Source organism: Pseudomonas sp. 203-8 (genome assembly GCF_020708595.1).
GTDB lineage: Bacteria > Pseudomonadota > Gammaproteobacteria > Pseudomonadales > Pseudomonadaceae > Pseudomonas > Pseudomonas aeruginosa.
Map to the genome: position 1 here is coordinate 559,964 of NZ_JAJFDF010000003.1, position 14,741 is coordinate 574,704.

20 protein-coding genes, 1 tRNA gene and 1 pseudogene are annotated in these 14,741 nt (G+C 60.2%); 17 read left to right on the plus strand and 5 right to left on the minus strand.

The annotated features are described in order from the left end of the window. Positions 1-76: 76 nt before the first annotated feature. From LJF27_RS09390 to LJF27_RS09400, 3 genes are all read right to left on the minus strand, one after another. Complete coding sequence (locus LJF27_RS09390; protein ID WP_003123215.1) at positions 77-790, minus strand: fimbrial biogenesis chaperone; 714 nt, start codon at positions 788-790, stop codon at positions 77-79. Between the two features lie 57 nt (positions 791-847). Beyond that, positions 848-1,459 carry a fimbrial protein gene (locus LJF27_RS09395; RefSeq protein WP_004348355.1) on the minus strand — a complete coding sequence of 204 codons (612 nt, stop codon included), beginning with the start codon at positions 1,457-1,459 and terminating at the stop codon, positions 848-850. 443 nt (positions 1,460-1,902) lie between these two features. Then, a complete protein-coding gene (locus tag LJF27_RS09400) occupies positions 1,903-2,280 on the minus strand; it encodes an Hpt domain-containing protein (RefSeq protein ID WP_003117019.1) in 378 nt (125 codons plus the stop codon). A gap of 584 nt (positions 2,281-2,864) precedes the next feature. On the opposite strand from LJF27_RS09400, the gene LJF27_RS09405 reads away from it, so the two are divergent. Further along, the gene (locus LJF27_RS09405; RefSeq protein WP_003120654.1) at positions 2,865-3,503 is read left to right on the plus strand and encodes an NUDIX hydrolase; all 639 of its coding nucleotides are present in this window, start codon (positions 2,865-2,867) and stop codon (positions 3,501-3,503) included. A 384-nt stretch (positions 3,504-3,887) separates the two neighbouring features. Then, positions 3,888-4,448: a hypothetical protein gene (locus tag LJF27_RS09410; protein ID WP_003117022.1), complete on the plus strand. Its 561-nt coding sequence runs from the start codon at positions 3,888-3,890 to the stop codon at positions 4,446-4,448. 120 nt (positions 4,449-4,568) lie between these two features. Here LJF27_RS09410 and LJF27_RS09415 read toward each other — a convergent pair whose 3' ends face one another. Further along, entirely contained in the window at positions 4,569-4,973 is a 405-nt protein-coding gene (locus LJF27_RS09415) for an acyl-CoA thioesterase (protein ID WP_003112559.1), read from the minus strand. Positions 4,974-5,360: 387 nt separating this feature from the next. Then, positions 5,361-5,477, minus strand: a tRNA-Lys gene (locus LJF27_RS09420). Positions 5,478-5,496: 19 nt separating this feature from the next. On the opposite strand from LJF27_RS09420, the gene LJF27_RS09425 reads away from it, so the two are divergent. From LJF27_RS09425 to yejK, 15 genes and pseudogenes are all read left to right on the plus strand, one after another. Then, positions 5,497-6,363, plus strand: a complete 867-nt coding sequence (locus tag LJF27_RS09425; RefSeq protein ID WP_003111785.1) for a ParA family protein — start codon at positions 5,497-5,499, stop codon at positions 6,361-6,363. Between the two features lies 1 nt (position 6,364). Continuing rightward, the gene (locus tag LJF27_RS09430) at positions 6,365-7,102 is read left to right on the plus strand and encodes a hypothetical protein (protein ID WP_058167750.1); all 738 of its coding nucleotides are present in this window, start codon (positions 6,365-6,367) and stop codon (positions 7,100-7,102) included. Continuing rightward, positions 7,099-7,596: a hypothetical protein gene (locus tag LJF27_RS09435; RefSeq protein WP_003111783.1), complete on the plus strand. Its 498-nt coding sequence runs from the start codon at positions 7,099-7,101 to the stop codon at positions 7,594-7,596. Before LJF27_RS09430 ends, LJF27_RS09435 begins: the two co-directional genes overlap by 4 nt. Positions 7,597-7,601: 5 nt before the next feature. Continuing rightward, positions 7,602-8,423, plus strand: a complete 822-nt coding sequence (locus tag LJF27_RS09440) for a hypothetical protein (protein ID WP_171945363.1) — start codon at positions 7,602-7,604, stop codon at positions 8,421-8,423. Continuing rightward, positions 8,420-9,106, plus strand: coding sequence for a hypothetical protein (locus LJF27_RS09445; protein WP_003122071.1), 687 nt, complete (start codon positions 8,420-8,422; stop codon positions 9,104-9,106). Before LJF27_RS09440 ends, LJF27_RS09445 begins: the two co-directional genes overlap by 4 nt. Then, positions 9,106-9,807 carry a DUF2786 domain-containing protein gene (locus LJF27_RS09450; RefSeq protein ID WP_058167748.1) on the plus strand — a complete coding sequence of 234 codons (702 nt, stop codon included), beginning with the start codon at positions 9,106-9,108 and terminating at the stop codon, positions 9,805-9,807. The genes LJF27_RS09445 and LJF27_RS09450 overlap by 1 nt, the downstream gene beginning before the upstream one ends. After that, positions 9,804-10,512 (plus strand): annotated as a pseudogene (locus LJF27_RS09455) (HNH endonuclease signature motif containing protein). Before LJF27_RS09450 ends, LJF27_RS09455 begins: the two are co-directional and overlap by 4 nt. After that, a complete protein-coding gene (locus LJF27_RS09460; RefSeq protein WP_003122068.1) occupies positions 10,496-10,714 on the plus strand; it encodes a hypothetical protein in 219 nt (72 codons plus the stop codon). The pseudogene LJF27_RS09455 and the gene LJF27_RS09460 overlap by 17 nt, the downstream one beginning before the upstream one ends. After that, a complete protein-coding gene (dnaB, locus tag LJF27_RS09465) occupies positions 10,711-12,057 on the plus strand; it encodes a replicative DNA helicase (protein ID WP_058167746.1) in 1,347 nt (448 codons plus the stop codon). Before LJF27_RS09460 ends, dnaB begins: the two co-directional genes overlap by 4 nt. After that, positions 12,054-12,239 (plus strand): hypothetical protein, encoded by a 186-nt coding sequence (locus LJF27_RS09470; RefSeq protein WP_003157042.1) that lies wholly within the window; start codon positions 12,054-12,056, stop codon positions 12,237-12,239. The genes dnaB and LJF27_RS09470 overlap by 4 nt, the downstream gene beginning before the upstream one ends. Further along, the gene (locus LJF27_RS09475) at positions 12,229-12,756 is read left to right on the plus strand and encodes a hypothetical protein (RefSeq protein WP_229601850.1); all 528 of its coding nucleotides are present in this window, start codon (positions 12,229-12,231) and stop codon (positions 12,754-12,756) included. The genes LJF27_RS09470 and LJF27_RS09475 overlap by 11 nt, the downstream gene beginning before the upstream one ends. Then, positions 12,753-13,010, plus strand: coding sequence for a hypothetical protein (locus tag LJF27_RS09480; RefSeq protein WP_003134081.1), 258 nt, complete (start codon positions 12,753-12,755; stop codon positions 13,008-13,010). The genes LJF27_RS09475 and LJF27_RS09480 overlap by 4 nt, the downstream gene beginning before the upstream one ends. Further along, positions 13,003-13,497 carry a hypothetical protein gene (locus LJF27_RS09485; protein WP_003134082.1) on the plus strand — a complete coding sequence of 165 codons (495 nt, stop codon included), beginning with the start codon at positions 13,003-13,005 and terminating at the stop codon, positions 13,495-13,497. Before LJF27_RS09480 ends, LJF27_RS09485 begins: the two co-directional genes overlap by 8 nt. Beyond that, positions 13,490-13,723 carry a hypothetical protein gene (locus LJF27_RS09490; protein ID WP_003103841.1) on the plus strand — a complete coding sequence of 78 codons (234 nt, stop codon included), beginning with the start codon at positions 13,490-13,492 and terminating at the stop codon, positions 13,721-13,723. The genes LJF27_RS09485 and LJF27_RS09490 overlap by 8 nt, the downstream gene beginning before the upstream one ends. Further along, the gene (gene yejK / locus LJF27_RS09495) at positions 13,723-14,739 is read left to right on the plus strand and encodes a nucleoid-associated protein YejK (protein ID WP_033866766.1); all 1,017 of its coding nucleotides are present in this window, start codon (positions 13,723-13,725) and stop codon (positions 14,737-14,739) included. The genes LJF27_RS09490 and yejK overlap by 1 nt, the downstream gene beginning before the upstream one ends. Positions 14,740-14,741 lie beyond the last annotated feature (2 nt).

The window sequence follows — 14,741 nt, forward strand, 5'->3', positions numbered from 1 at the left end:
CGACAAAACGGAAACACCCATCCATAGGGGAAGTTAAGAGCAGTTCTTCTGCTCTTCTACTCTGCTCTTCTGAGCTTCAGTCGGATAAGGAGCTGGAATGTTTATCGAGTCCGCCATAGTCATTTACGCTCTGGAACTCGACATTTCCAGAAACGCCGGATGGAGTTCCCTTGATTTCGAATCGGCGACTCGACTTCGGCGCGACCATGTCGGCATCAACAACATAGTAGGCATTGCCAGCTTTTAATTTCACGCTGGCTAAAGAGACATGAAACGCAGTATCGTTGGAAACTTCGACAACCGACTTTCCACCTTGACGGACAAGACGCCAGCTCAACTTTCCAGGCGCTTCGGCGGAAGTTCCCGACAAGTTATCGGGGCGGTAGAAGACCTTGATACGCTGGCGCAAAGCTATCTGCAACGTATTAGCCGAGGCAGATTTTTGCGGAATTTCCTGGACGTTCAGGCGGAATACGGATTCCCTGTCGCTCGGCAAGCCCTCCCCTTGAAACAGGATACGCAGGGTTTGCTGCTTGTTGCCTCCCAAACGACTGAGGGCAGGCGTGATGACAAACGGAACCTCACGTTTATCTGCCCCATTATCAGCCTCTACCCAGGATTGAATCATCACGTCCTTGGAAGCCTGGTTCCTGACCAGGATCGCAGCCTCCTTGGCAGGCGCCTGCAGAACGACCCGGGTTCCTCCCAGTGTGATTCCCGCATTGGCCAGGGTGGAAAAAAGCAAAAGGATGCCACCCCAGATAACTCTGGAAGAAAATGGATATTTCATGATGAACTCGCACCTCATGGAACGGGGTATATACATACCCCGCCCACGTAGCAGAACTTAGTTGTATTCCAGGGTGAACGGCAGGGAGCCGTCGGCACTACCAGCCGTAGGAGCTACGGAGCCGGATTTGACATAAGCGGCACGCAGATTCAGCTTGGCACTGTAGACAGTGATGTCATTTCCTTCGCCATCTTTTTGTACCTTGGAATCCAGGGGCGCATCGATGGTCTCGTTCGCCGACAGGTTCAGCAGCTTGCCATCGGATCCATAGATACCGATGCCGACACCGGTGGCGGTGCCGACGGTTTTCAGCAGGCTCTCATTGTTCGGGTCAATAGTGCTCCCAGACATCGGGTTGAACTTCAGCTTGACGGTGGTCAGGCCGGTACCGGTCTTGCCACAGTCCAGGTTCAGGTTCAGGCTGGTACCACCGGCGATGCTGCCGCCCGCGGTGCCGCCCAGCGAGTCGATGCTGATCTTGCCAAGGTTTACGTCGATGGTCTGGTTGCCCGCAGCACCGCCAACGGTGGTGCCGGCACCACCAGTGATGCTGCAAGCGGCCGCGGTGATTTCACCTTTGAAATTGATGGTGCCGTCTGCCGCCATGGCATTGCCGACGACCAGGCTGGCTACTGCGGCAGCCAGAATGCTTTTCATGGAAATGGACACGATTGAGCTTCCTTTTGACAGTGAAAGTGTTGCGATTTTTGAACTCTATAAGAGCCAGCAACATTCTCCGAAAAGCCGAATAGAACGACAACGAAGCACTTCCCAGGCAATCGTGTGAAATCTCCCCAGTGCTTGTATGAAGTTTCCTACAAGCGGAAAAAACCTCGTAGTTAAAAACCCTCCGACACCATAAGCTCGCTACCACTAATAGCCAAACAAAATGAACGATCCGAAAGAAGCGCATCAGCTTCGATAGCGCCTCTTATATAGAAAAATGAAAAACCAAGACAAACCAAAGCAAACCCAGCAGGCTCCCAATTATCCCATTACCCCAGCAGCAGGCGCGGAGCTTACGGGAACGGGAAATCCATGCTGGTGAATAGATGCGATTCAGGTTATGGAGAAACCTGAACAGCTTCTGAAACCTCTATCTGGTCCGATCTCTAGAGCTTTGCCAATTCGGTTGAGATACTGATTTCGAACGCACTTAGTTTGCCTTCCAATGAAGAGGCCAGATTGGCTATCCGCTCGGAAGACTCCGATGGGTTCTGGCAAGCCTTTTCAAGGCAGGAACAAGACTCGACCAATAGGCTGCTGCCCACCACCCTCGCAGCCCCTTTTATCCTGTGCGCAAGTTCGGCCACTCCTTGCAGGTCTGCGAGTTCAAGCAATTCCGCCAACCGAGTACGATCATCCCGACTGCTGGCCAATAAAGTTTCCAGCAACCGCTGCAATGCAGCCGGCTCGCCGCCGGTAATGGCCTCCAGTGAACGAATGTCGAAAAGACTTTCCATCGGCGATTCCGAACCAAGCTCTTTCATACAGACTCCATCGATATGCTTAAAGGAAGGTCACTGCGCGTTGCGCTGTCCCGCCTGCGGGACTCCAGGCATCCGTAGAACGACAAGGCCGTACATGCCGTCCGGGCCAGTTATCCGCAAGCAGCATAAGGGAATTGCCTCCGCCTCTGCCGTCCAAACAGGGGAGCATCGCTTGTTGCGTCTCCTCGAACGGACCCAAACGGCCCTGGAAACGCTCATGGCCGGCACGGAGTCTACCTTTGCCAGCCGACCGCAGCCGGCCCGACCGCTCGTTTCGGGGAGGGAAACTCCTACGGTAAGTCTGTGCGAAGAGGCGTCATCGGTTGCGACCGCCTGACGGTTCGAAGCGAACCTGGCGGAGGAGCCATCGCTGCGACAGGCGAGTCTGGGTTACGCGCAGGTCGCGATGAAACAGCGGCATAAGCCACTATTGGCGCACACAGGCATACGAGGAAGACGCAGGGAACACCTGGTTGAAAACCAGCTCTACAGATCATCGAGCGGCGAGGGTTCTATCTATGGCAAATCCATTGGACGGCTTGCACGACGCGGACCACGCGAAGGCCGAAAAAACGGAAGGAAGGATGCCATCGGTCAGCGATCCCAGGGCGCTTGCCCGTCTTCTGGAATTGATACTGTCCACCGCCCAGGCCGGTCTCGCCTTCTCCAAGGACCGCTTCGACATCGGACGCTTTCGCGCGCTCCAGCATGCCGTCGCCGAATTCATCGCCAGCGACCAGGGGGTAGCGTACGAACGGGTCGAGAACTGGATCGCTCTGGACAGCCACTACCCGACCCCGAAACTGGACGTCCGTGCGTTGATCCTCGACTCGCAACAGCGGGTTCTGCTGGTTCGGGAGGCCTCGGATAGTCGCTGGACCCTACCAGGCGGCTGGTGCGACGTAAACGAGTCGCCGGCAGATGCGGTAGTTCGCGAAACCCAGGAAGAAAGCGGACTGGAAGTTCGAGCGATACGCCTGTTGGCATTGCTGGACAAGCACAAGCATCCCCACCCTCCCCAACTGCCGCATGCGTTGAAAGCCTTCTTCTTCTGCCACGTCACCGGAGGCAGTCTTCAACAACAAACGGACGAAACGTCGGCGGCCGAGTACTTCCCGGTGGACGCCTTGCCGCCGCTTTCCGAGCACCGGGTACTGGCCTCGCAGATCCAGACGTTATGGCAGCGAATCCACGCGGAAACGCCAGAGGCGCTTTTCGACTAGCCCCCCGACCTCATGGAGTCATCGCGCGGCAGACGGCCTGACCCTAACGACGTCCAGCAGGCGTACCCGGCAGATCGACCGGCCAGTCGACGAGCGCCTGCCGCCCTCCCCCATCGCCGGCAGCTTGATGCCGCCAACAGCGGCGCAGCGTGCCTTCCGAGCAGTAAAGCCGGCCCGTCGTTCTCGTTCGAATGCGTGGCGGAGCGCACCCGAGGCGCCAGCCATCGACCATCCCGAACGTGCCGATGGAGCGAACTCCGAGCGAGTTCCCCCGCTTCGTCCATAGCTCATCTGTGCTAGTCGACCCTCACCTTGGGCTGCACCTATGATTCGTCCCTTGGATGACCCTCCGCGGTCGGGAACAAGACATTCAAGGACGAACTCATGGGCAAACCATTCCTTCACGCTCGGCGCTGGCTGCTGCCGCTCACCTTCATCTGCACGGCAACGACTGCGGTCGCCGAAAGCACCGGCGACTACTGGATCGTCTACGGCAAGGGCGAACGCTACAACAACGAGGTATTCGTCGCCAACGCCACCGGCATCTTGCAGCAACCCAAAGGTATCCAGTCGGCGCAGATCATCCAGCTATTCGAAGACCGGTCGATGCCGACGCTGACGGCCTACGAGGTCCAGTTCAAGTGCAAGGAGCGCAGGGTCCGCTTCGACAACGCACGCGCCATGCGCCGCATCGACAACGTCATCACCAACGTGAAAACCGTCGACGGCTGGATCGACCCGGGGAAATACGATTACTGGCTGCAACGCTCGTTCGCTTTCGTCTGCGCCCCGGCCATCCGCGACAACAACCAGATGTTGCCGCTGGGCAAGATGCCCATTGCACGCATGGTGCAGACCGTCCAGGCAATGTTCGTCGAACTGCAGGGCGTCCAGGCCAAGAAACAGACCATGCGCGATCTGGATGCGATGCTCGGCAACGAGTAGAAATGAAGGAAGGCGGCTTGCCGCCCTCCTCCGGAGCCCCACGGAGCAGGTCAGCGGCATGCCGCTCGCAGCGTCCTGCCGGCCGTAGCCAGCGCCGCGACGAATAGCCAGAATGTTTCTCTATGCGAGGAGCGCGCGGAGCTGCGCGGGGACCTCCATGACTTCGCGGGTATCCGGGGAGACACAGACCTGCGTCAGGCTCGCAGTGAACGCCACCACGTCCGGCGAAAGACGTCCTTCGACTGAAAACGAGAAAGAATGCGTCCCCACGTTCGACACGCCCACCTGCATCGTGAGCTCGTCGTCCCAGGTGACCGGATGCAGGAATTCCAGGGAGAACGCTCTCGCCGGGGGAAGAATCCTGAACCCCAGGAGGGTTCTGAGCCCCGGGCCGCCCAGCCAGACCCCGAGCGCCTCCTGCACCGCTTCCAGCACAAAGTATGAAAAACGTGGCGTATAGACGATCCCTTCGGGATCACAGTCGCCAAACAGTACCGTTCTCTTTATGAAAACCGGGGTCGGCATCGGGTCACTCATCCGGTCGCCAGGAAAGGAACCTCACTCTATGGGAGTCCCGGTCCGCTGACAAATCCTCGGATAGCCGTGCACCAGTTCACCAGGCTGCGCGGGGTCTGACAGGAACACGCCAGAACGAACGGGAAAGCGGCTGCCAGTACCGATATGACTGGCGGAAGCGCGAAACCGGCCTTCTTCCCGATGTCGATAAGGATAAGAGTTGCGGTGCGCTGGGGATGAGATATCCGGACTGCGGAAACAGAAAAGCCCGCCTTGTCGGGCGGGCTTTTCATATCGACTCGGTCGATTCTGGCCAGTTTCCTGGCCAAGGCATACTGCAGCTCCGAAGCTAAAGTTGCGAGCTCTACGGAGAGCTACAGAAACTCCTTTCTAATATGGTGGGTCGTGTAGGATTCGAACCTACGACCAATTGGTTAAAAGACAATTGGCCTAGGTTTCTCTAGGAAGGGTTTCTACCCAGCCACCTTTCACACCAGCAGCCTCTAATGACCCCACATTAGAGGCTGTAGACATGAATGCGAAAGCGACTTCGGTTGTATCCACCAAGGGTGGTGTAGGGAAATCCACCACCGCCGCCAACCTCGGTGCATTTTGCGCCGATGCTGGCCTGAAGACCCTCCTCATCGACCTGGACCCCGTCCAGCCCTCCCTATCTTCGTACTACGAGCTACCTGAAGTCGCCCAGGGCGGCATCTACGACCTGCTCGCCGCCAACATAACTGACCCAGCGAGGATCATCTCCAGGACGATTATCCCCAACCTGGACGTCGTGATTTCCAACGACCAGAACAACCAGCTCAACAACCTACTGCTCCAGGCGCCCGATGGCCGGCTCCGGCTGGCAAACCTCATGCCGTCCCTGAAACAGGGCTACGACCTGGTGCTGATCGACACCCAAGGTGCGCGCTCCGCTTTACTCGAAATGGTCGTGCTCGCATCGGATCTGGTTGTTTCCCCCCTGCAGCCCAACATGCTCACTGCCCGCGAGTTCAACCGCGGCACCATGCAAATGCTCGATGGACTGCGCCCCTACGAGCGCCTCGGCATGCGGATCCCCAAGGTTCAGATCGTCATCAACTGCCTGGACCAGACCAATGACTCCCGGGCGATTCACGAGAATGTGCGTGCCATCTTCGATGAGCATCAGGATATTTCTGTACTCGAAACGACTGTCCCGGATGCCGTCGTGTTTCGCAATGCAGCATCGCGCGGGCTACCAGCGCACCGCCTCGAAACGCGGCAACCCTCGAATCGCACATCAGCGCCCGCGCTGGAAATCATCCGTAACCTGGCCATCGAGGTCTTTCCCGAGTGGACTGACCGTTTCCTCGCGCTGACGCCGGAGGCGGTAGCAGCACTGGTCAAGGGAGGGCGCTGACATGGCGAAGCCTCCTATCACCCAAGCCCGCGACGTCGACGCGGAACTTGTGCTGCAACTGAACAAGTTCGGCAGCGCCGCCGACCTTCGGAGCCAACAGGCCAAGTTGACCGGCGCTGCGCGAGAAATACGCAAGCTGACTGGTGGCGGTACCGACCTGTTCGGGAAGCTGGGTTGCTACTTGAGCTTCGAGCAAAAACAGCTCCTACAAGACGCTGCGCGCTTGCTCGACTCGGTGAACCAGCAGGTCGAGCATGCGAAGGAAAAGCGTGATCGCGACGAGAAACAGGCCAAGAAGCGGCGTGAGCTGCGCGGGCGCCTGGCCAAGCAACTGGTCGCCTCGAACTACCCGCTTCCGGGAAATACGCTCGAAGAGCGGCTGGAAATCCTGCAGATCGCGTTGATCTACAACCGGGCCAAGGTGTTCGATCCCCTGTACTCCACGCACCAGCTCCACTCAAAACTCAAACGCTGGCTGGAGCGTTCCAAGCAGCTCATCGGGTGGCGCAGTGAAGCCGAGTATTTCGCTAGTCAGGTGGGGAGCCTGCGATGTGACTTCATTAGCCACCTGACTCACGAAATCGCCTACGACGATGGCAGTGAAGTCGAGGAGCGCCTGCGCGTCATCAAGCAGAAGGTCGCTGACTGCACCGCACAGATCGCTCTGACCAGCGAGGAGCAGGAAACCCTTCAGCTCTGGACAGACGCTCTGCAATCGGCTCCGGAGGGCCTCATATGAACCTCCAGAACCGCAACAACCTCATCCTGAGCCTGATCGCCGAGACCCAGTTCGACGCCTACGTGCAAGGCTACATGGCCAAAGCAGGCGCTGCCGCCGGTGCTTCCGACAATCTGCTGGTCGAGGCTGAAGGTGCTGCGATGCTGCAGGGCCTTGTCGCTCCGGTTCGCGCTCAGCAGCGTGCCTGTGGACAGCCCCTGCAGAACGCCCTGCTCCAAATCGCCCACGACCTACTGTTGCAGACGAAGTCGCAACTGGCCATCGCGGCCAATGCCAGCTCGATCCACGTGATCCAGCGGGACATGAACAGGGCTATCTGGAATATCGCGACTGCAATCGATCACCTGGCCGAGTTCGCCCAACCCTCCCAGGACACCGTGAAGGTGATCGAGCGGCTGATGCTCTTCGTCGGCAGCTCGCCTAGCCCGGAAGGCCAGCAACTGGCCGCAGAGGCAAGTGCAGTGCTTGGCATGAGCGAGGGGGGCCTGGCATGAAGCCTATGATTCAAGCCCACCTGGTCGAGCGCGACCAGTTCGGCTTCTGGACCCATCCGAACTATCCGGACCTGGCCGACAACTTCTCTTCCAGCGAGGCGCAGGAAACTCTGCGCCGGCTTGGACTGGAGTTGCAGAACGTCTTCATGGAGTCGGATGCGCCTCGCCTCTACGACTCTGCCCGTTCGGACCAACGATACAGCGAGTGGATCCCAACGCGGCCCGAAGGCGCCGGTTGGTTCGTGCTGTCGATCCACGATACCGATAACGGCCCGGTGTGTCAGTACGTGCGACCGCTCGGAGAGCACCTGAGTCCAATCGGTCTCGATGCGGCAGCAGAACAGCATGAGCGCCTGCTCAGCGAGGCTTGTGCCAAGGCCTTGAATCAGCGCGACGTCGCCCAGGCCAGGGTCGCGGAGCTGGAGCACGTCCTGCGGGTAGTGGTCAACGCTGCCGACCATGGCTCATGGCCGACCACGGTGATGCATGGCATCGAGAAGGTGCGTGAAGTTCTCGCAGGCTCAGCCCCGCCCGCCAAGGCTCAGCACAGCGTGCCTGATGGCTACCGCCTGGTCCGCCTCGAACACTTCGCCGCCATCAAGGCGCAGCTCGATCCTGAGCAGGTCGACGCGTACCGGGGCCGGAACATCTACGACGAAGACAAGGTGTACGCGAACTGGAACAAATGCCGCTCGGCACTCGACGAGATAAAGGATGTGTTTCAGCAGATCGATTGGGACACCGAAAACGAGCTGGCCGACCTGCTCGCCGCCGGCTCCTCCCAAGCTAAGCCCAGCACCGACGACGGGCAGGGAGGCAGGCCATGAGTGACCCCAAGCTCAAGCCCTGCCCGCTCTGCAGCAGCACGAACATTCGAATGCTGGAACCCGAGCTGCTCGACACCGATGCCTGGAACTGTGCCATTGAATGCCAGGACTGCCAGGTTCACATCGGGCCGTCCTACTGCGAGCCAGACCCGGTAACAGCGAGGTATTCAGCACAGGTCGACTGGAACAGGCGCCCAAGCGCAAAAAGCCACGCGGACGAGCGTGAGCAGTTCTTGATGGCCAACCTGCTCGCCGCCCTGGAGGTCGCACTGGGCAACGTAGCAGCCCTGGCTATTGTCGACCGGGTACGGCAGGTCGCAGACCGAATTTACCCAACTTCAAACCTCTCCCCTGTTCCGCAGGCCTGGCTCGATGTACAGGCCGAGCGCCGGCGCCAGATCACCGTCGAAGGCTTCGATACCAGCAACGACGACGCTAGCGCTGGCCAGATCGCCCAGGCAGCCGGCTGCTACGCACTCCATGCCGGCGGCATCGGCACCGACTGGCCGGGCGGCATTCGGAATGGCTCTGCACTGTTCTGGCCCTGGGACGAAGAGTGGTGGAAGCCTAAGTCGGCGCGCGAGAACCTGGTACGCGCCGGCGCCCTGGTGCTAGCCGAGATCGAGCGCCTGGACCGCTCCGCCACCGAGCAGGGCTCAACCTGCTGCAAGGGGGGCGCGTAATGGACAAGCAAAAAGTCCTTGCCAAGGTCGAGAAGCTGATGGCCCTTGCGAATGCCAAGGGGGCCACGCCGAACGAGGCGGAAACCGCATTGCGCCAGGCCGCTATCCTGAAGCGCCAGTTCGACCTCAGCGATGCGGAGATCTCGGCCCACACGGTGGAGACCGCGTGCGTTCCCACTCGAACCAGGCGCTCTCCTGCCCCATGGCTGCATGAACTGGCCGGGATCTGCGCCAGTTCCTTCGGCTGCGACTACCTGGCGGCATACGCGATGCCAGCGGGCTGGACGTTCAAGTTCATGGGCCGAGGGATCGGCCCTGAGCTAGCCGCTCACGCCTACTCTACGCTCCACCACCAACTGGTGGCGGCGCGCTCGGCTCATGTCGCTCAACAGAAGCGCTGCAAGCTGTCGACCAAGCGCCGTCGCAGCAAGCTCTTCGTCGAAGGCTGGCTTCTCGCAGTGCGTTCGCTGGTACGTGACTTTGCCGGCAGGCCGGACGAGTCGACTCAAGCAGCCATCAAGGCCTACCTCGAACTACACCATCCGGAGCTGAAACTCCTGGAGCCGACAGCGCCGACGAAGCCCCTGGCCTATGACCAGGCTTCGCTGCACGCAGGCTGGGAGCACGGCAAAAACACTCGCCTGCACCGCGGCGTCAGCCGGCGAGTTCAGGGCGCGCTCGAGCAGGGAGGTTCCCGATGACTCGCTCTGCTCTCTCGAACATCGCCTACGAGGCTCTGGTGCGTGCCCGCCGCAAATTCAGCAACCGAGAGGAGCGCTGCATCCGCGAAACCTGGACCGCCGAACAGGAACTGGTGCTGCTGCGCCTGTATCCGGATATGCCGAACGAGGTCCTGGCAGCCAGGTTGAACAAAACGTTCCAGCAGATCTGCTCCAAAGCGTATCGGCTCGGGCTGAAAAAAAGCCCCGAGTTCTCCAAGAAGATCCGGCAGGACTGGGGCAGCGCAACTCGGTTCAAGAAGGGAAACACCCCATGGAACTGCGGCATGAAGGGGCTTCCCGCGCGAGGACGCTCATCGGAAACGCAGTTCAAGAAGGGGCAGAAGCCCCACACATGGCTCCCGGTCGGCAGCACACGGGTAAGTGCCGATGGCTACCTGCAACGAAAGATCTCGGATACCGGCTATCCCCCCCCGGGACTGGAAGAGCATCCACATCCTGCTCTGGGAAGAACACGTCGGCCCCATCCCAACCGGCCATTGCGTCTGCTTCAAGGACAACAACAAGCAGAACGTCGTCATCGACAACCTGGAACTCATCACCCGGGCCGAACGCATGCGCCGCAACTCCATCCATCGCTATCCACCTGAGCTGAAGAGCGCAATCCGCGTCATCAGCAAGCTCAAGCGCACCATTCAGGAGGTCGAGCATGAAAAACAAGATTGAGGATCTGCGTAATCACCTCTTTGCCACCATCGAAGGCCTGCTGGACGAAGAGAAGCCTCTGGATATCGAACGCGCGAAAGCGGTGGCTCATGTGAGTTCGGTGATCATCGAGTCCGCCAAGGTGGAGGTGAAAGCGCTAGAGATCATCGGCGCCCCGGGCGGAAGCACGTTCATGCAGATCGGCCGGGAGGACTCGAAGTGAGTGTTCTGGAACTCACGCCGCCGCACTCCGTCGAGGCGGAGCAAGGGGTACTCGGCGGTCTGATGCTGGACAACGCGGCATGGGACATTGTCGGCGATCACCTGCAGAAGGAGGACTTCTTCCGGCATGAACATCGGCTGATCTTCACCGCCATCAGCGAGTTGGCCGCGAAGGACGCCCCGTTTGACGTCGTGACGGTGTCGGAAGCGATCGAAGACCTTCCAGAAGCTGGCGGGCTGGCCTACCTCGGCCAGCTCGCCGACAACACGCCCTCCGTGGCCAATATCGAGGCTTACGCGCAGATCGTTCGCGATCGGGCGCACCTGCGGCAGTTGATGTCTCTCGGGCACCACTGCACCAGGACCGCCTCGAACCACCAGGCAAATCCCTCTGAGGTTCAGGAGGAGATTGAGCAGAAGCTGTTCGCCCTTGGCCAGGACCACCACAACGCCGATTTCGTCGATATCAACAAGAGCCTCATGAAGATCGTCGACACCATCGATTACCGCTTCAACAACAACGTGACGGTAACGGGGGTCCCGACTGGCCTGAAGGATCTCGACGAACTCACCGGCGGACTACAGAAGTCAGATCTCATCATCGTCGGTGCCCGCCCTGCGATGGGCAAAACGTCGTTTGCCCTCAACCTGGTCGACACCGCGCTCCAGAGCGACCAACAGAAGTCTGTTCAGGTTTACAGCATGGAAATGCCGGCAGAGCAGTTGCTGTTCAGGCTTGCCGCCCTGTTCGGCCACCTGGACCTGGGCAAGCTGATGAAGGGCCAACTGCAAGAAGAGGATTGGCCCAGACTGTCTGGCGCGATCCAGCGCATAAACGACTATGGCAGCCGGCTGGTCATCAACGATCAGGGCAACCTCACGCCGACAGAGCTGCGCGCCAAGGTTCGCCGGGCGGCCAGGAAGTACGGACACCCCGCGCTGATATTGGTCGACTACCTGCAACTGATGAGTTGCCCAGGCCTGGAGAATCGAGCCACCGAGATCTCGGAAATCTCCCGCTCGCTGAAAGCGCTGGCCAAGGAGATGGACTGTCCCGTCGTAGCTCTATCCCAGCTAAATCGCGGCCTAGAGAACCGGACGAACAAGCGACCGAACTGCGCGGACCTACGAGAGAGCGGCGCAATCGAGCAGGACGCGGACGTGATCATGTTCGTGTACCGCGACGAGGTCTACCACCCAAACACCGAGGCCAAGGGCATCGCCGAAATCATCATCGGCAAGTATCGCAACGGTCCGATCGGCACCGTCCACACCGCCTTCATCGCCAACCAGACCCGCTTTGCCGACCTGGCGCCGGGGACCTGGCAAGGAGCCCATGCATGAACACTTCCCAGCCCCTGGTCACCCACCAGTGCATGAACTGTGACCAGCACCACCCACACCATTTGGTGCGCCAGGTTCTCCCCGCCGAGAACACCCCAGAAGGAGAAGCCGAGGTGTTGGTCTGCCCCTGCTGCGGAAGCTACGACGTCCATCAGTTGGAGGCTGTCTTTGATGAACACTGAAGCCCGCTTTCCGAGTATCCACGCCTCGGCCGCGTTCACCGACTCGGCAGTGGTTCATGCCAATCACGTTGGGGTCAACCCCATCGAGCTGGACGCCATCAGCCAAGTGATCTCGCGCCTTTCGCGGGACGAGAGCACGGTCGCGCCCAGTTCGATGGAGCGAGAGCTTCGTGAGCTGGAAGAACTGGGGTACATCGAGATCTCGACCACCCAGGCCGGGACTCTGGTGGTCACTACGCGTGCTCCGGGGCAACTGCTTTCGGCTTACTTCTGGTCGGTATGGATCCCTCGCCACCTGTTCAGCTGCTCGCTGAAGGTGAGCTTGATGTCACACCTCTGCTGCGGCACTCAGGACTCCCAGCACCTCACTGCGGTGTTCCGCATTGCAGGCAGCAAGGACGCCGCGCGCGAGTTCCTGCATCAGTTGGCCAACAACTATCCCGGGCATGAGCCGGGGTTGCCCGAACTGGTGGCCGTTCAGGTCGGTGATGCACTCAGCAAGGAGGCCGAGTCATGAAGGCGTCCCAGACCTATCAGTGCATCGTCAAGTTCGATGGCGCCGGTTTCTGGACCAATACCATTCAGAAGCAGCGTGCGACCTGTACCTGGAGCGACAAGGTGGCAGCCTCCCGCCTTGCCGAACGACTGTTTGGCGAGGACAACGCATACATCACCCGTATGCCGGTACAGGCAGGCGACCACGAAAAGCGCATCGAGAGCCGCTGGGCGCTGTCCTGTAGAAATCCCAAGGAGGTAGCGCGCGATGCCTGACGTCACTGCCTACCGGCCGCTCGAGCACTTCCAGAAAGTCGAGCTGATGCTTGAGCTCAAGTTGCGTGAAGGTCCTTCGTGGATCTGTCTGAACTGCGGCTATCACCTGGATGGCAGCGGCGCACAGCCCTGCCCTGACTGCGGAAAGTCGCGCTACTGGACCAGCGGTTGGAGTGTAGGTCGTGGCCATCGCTTCTCGGCAGCAAGGGAAGAGTGGGAAAACCGCCTCAGGACACGGTCGCGGTCACCTGTCGCGTCAACGGCACCAGTAGCAACTGACGACGTATGCACTCAACTGCGCACAGAGGTCCGCATGCTGCGTTCCGCGCATGACGACCTGGCCTGCAGCCGGCAGAGCGATCGTCGCAGCCTTCAGGCGCTGGTGAAACGTCTCCTGGATGCCGCCGCCACCGATAGCCTTCCCCGCTCCCTTGCAGAGATGGAGACCTGGCTGCAGCTCAACAGCGAGGAGACCACGAATGCGTAGTTTCCTTCGCGGCGCCCGAGAAAGCGTTCGCCGGCTGGTGGCCTTCGCTCAAGCAGAAGGCTGGAGCGTCGACCGCTCCGCAGGCGGCCACTTGAAGCTCAGCAAGATCGGCTGCGCCTCGATCTTCATTTCTTCCACGCCAAGCGACGCACGCGGCGAGCTCAATGCCCGCGCCCTGCTCCGTCGAGCCGACAGGCAGCGTTCCCTGAACCAGGAGTCTTTCTGATGCCTATCAAACACGCCATCGTCCACCTGATCGAGAAGAAGCCCGACGGCACCCCGGCCGTGCTATACGCGCGCGACGCCGAGCTGGGCGACTCCCAGGCCATCGAGAACCTGCTGGCCGACCTCAACGAAAGCTACAACGCCAAGAACAAGGCCTGGGGGTTCTTCCAGGGCGAGTCCGGGGCCTACCCGTTCAGCGGCTGGCTCGGTGAGTACCTGGAGGGCGATCGCGACTTCGTCGGCTTCAGCCGCGAAGCGGTCGAGCACCTGCAGAAGCTGATGGAGGAGTCCAATCTCTCCACCGGCGGCCACATCCTGTTCGCCCACTACCAGCAAGGCATGACCGACTACCTGGCGATCGCCCTGCTGCACCACAGCGAAGGCGTGGCGGTGAACGAGTCGCTGGAGGTCACCCCGTCGCGCCACCTGGACCTCGGCCAGTTGCACCTGGCCGCGCGGATCAACATCTCCGAATGGCGCTACAACAAGCAGTCGAAGCAGTACATCTCGTTCATCAAGGGCAAAGGCGGGAAGAAGGTCTCCGACTATTTCCGCGACTTCATCGGCTGCCAGGAAGGGGTGGATTCGCCGAGCGAGACGCGCACCCTGCTGAAAGCCTTCAGCGATTTCGTGGAAAGCGAGGACATGGCCGAGGAACAGGCCCGCGAGAAGACCGAGACGCTGGTCGACTACGCCACCTCGCAGGCGCGCATCGGCGAGCCGATGACCCTCGACGCGCTCTCGGAACTGATGGACGACCAGCAACCGCGGGCGTTCTACGACTACATCCGTAACAAGGACTACGGCCTGTCGCCGGAAATCCCGGCGGACAAGCGCACCCTCAACCAGTTCCGCCGCTTCACCGGCCGCGCCGAAGGCCTGTCGATCAGCTTCGAGGCGCACCTGCTGGGCTCCAGGATCGAGTACGACGAGGAGCGCGACACGCTGCAGATCAGCAGCCTCCCCACTCAACTCCGCGACCAGCTCAAGCGGCGCAAGGCCCAAATTGGAGAATGACC

Bases quoted from the DNA above. Each gene is read 5' to 3' on its own strand.
- LJF27_RS09390 (WP_003123215.1), bottom strand. From the start codon at position 790: ATGAAATATCCATTTTCTTCCAGAGTTATCTGGGGTGGCATCCTTTTG.
- LJF27_RS09400 (WP_003117019.1), bottom strand. From the start codon at position 2,280: ATGAAAGAGCTTGGTTCGGAATCGCCGATGGAAAGTCTTTTCGACATT.
- LJF27_RS09405 (WP_003120654.1), top strand. From the start codon at position 2,865: ATGCCATCGGTCAGCGATCCCAGGGCGCTTGCCCGTCTTCTGGAATTG.
- LJF27_RS09410 (WP_003117022.1), top strand. From the start codon at position 3,888: ATGGGCAAACCATTCCTTCACGCTCGGCGCTGGCTGCTGCCGCTCACC.
- LJF27_RS09415 (WP_003112559.1), bottom strand. From the start codon at position 4,973: ATGCCGACCCCGGTTTTCATAAAGAGAACGGTACTGTTTGGCGACTGT.
- LJF27_RS09425 (WP_003111785.1), top strand. From the start codon at position 5,497: ATGAATGCGAAAGCGACTTCGGTTGTATCCACCAAGGGTGGTGTAGGG.
- LJF27_RS09430 (WP_058167750.1), top strand. From the start codon at position 6,365: ATGGCGAAGCCTCCTATCACCCAAGCCCGCGACGTCGACGCGGAACTT.
- LJF27_RS09435 (WP_003111783.1), top strand. From the start codon at position 7,099: ATGAACCTCCAGAACCGCAACAACCTCATCCTGAGCCTGATCGCCGAG.
- LJF27_RS09440 (WP_171945363.1), top strand. From the start codon at position 7,602: ATGATTCAAGCCCACCTGGTCGAGCGCGACCAGTTCGGCTTCTGGACC.
- LJF27_RS09445 (WP_003122071.1), top strand. From the start codon at position 8,420: ATGAGTGACCCCAAGCTCAAGCCCTGCCCGCTCTGCAGCAGCACGAAC.
- LJF27_RS09450 (WP_058167748.1), top strand. From the start codon at position 9,106: ATGGACAAGCAAAAAGTCCTTGCCAAGGTCGAGAAGCTGATGGCCCTT.
- LJF27_RS09460 (WP_003122068.1), top strand. From the start codon at position 10,496: ATGAAAAACAAGATTGAGGATCTGCGTAATCACCTCTTTGCCACCATC.
- LJF27_RS09470 (WP_003157042.1), top strand. From the start codon at position 12,054: ATGAACACTTCCCAGCCCCTGGTCACCCACCAGTGCATGAACTGTGAC.
- LJF27_RS09475 (WP_229601850.1), top strand. From the start codon at position 12,229: ATGAACACTGAAGCCCGCTTTCCGAGTATCCACGCCTCGGCCGCGTTC.
- LJF27_RS09480 (WP_003134081.1), top strand. From the start codon at position 12,753: ATGAAGGCGTCCCAGACCTATCAGTGCATCGTCAAGTTCGATGGCGCC.
- LJF27_RS09485 (WP_003134082.1), top strand. From the start codon at position 13,003: ATGCCTGACGTCACTGCCTACCGGCCGCTCGAGCACTTCCAGAAAGTC.
- LJF27_RS09490 (WP_003103841.1), top strand. From the start codon at position 13,490: ATGCGTAGTTTCCTTCGCGGCGCCCGAGAAAGCGTTCGCCGGCTGGTG.
- yejK (WP_033866766.1), top strand. From the start codon at position 13,723: ATGCCTATCAAACACGCCATCGTCCACCTGATCGAGAAGAAGCCCGAC.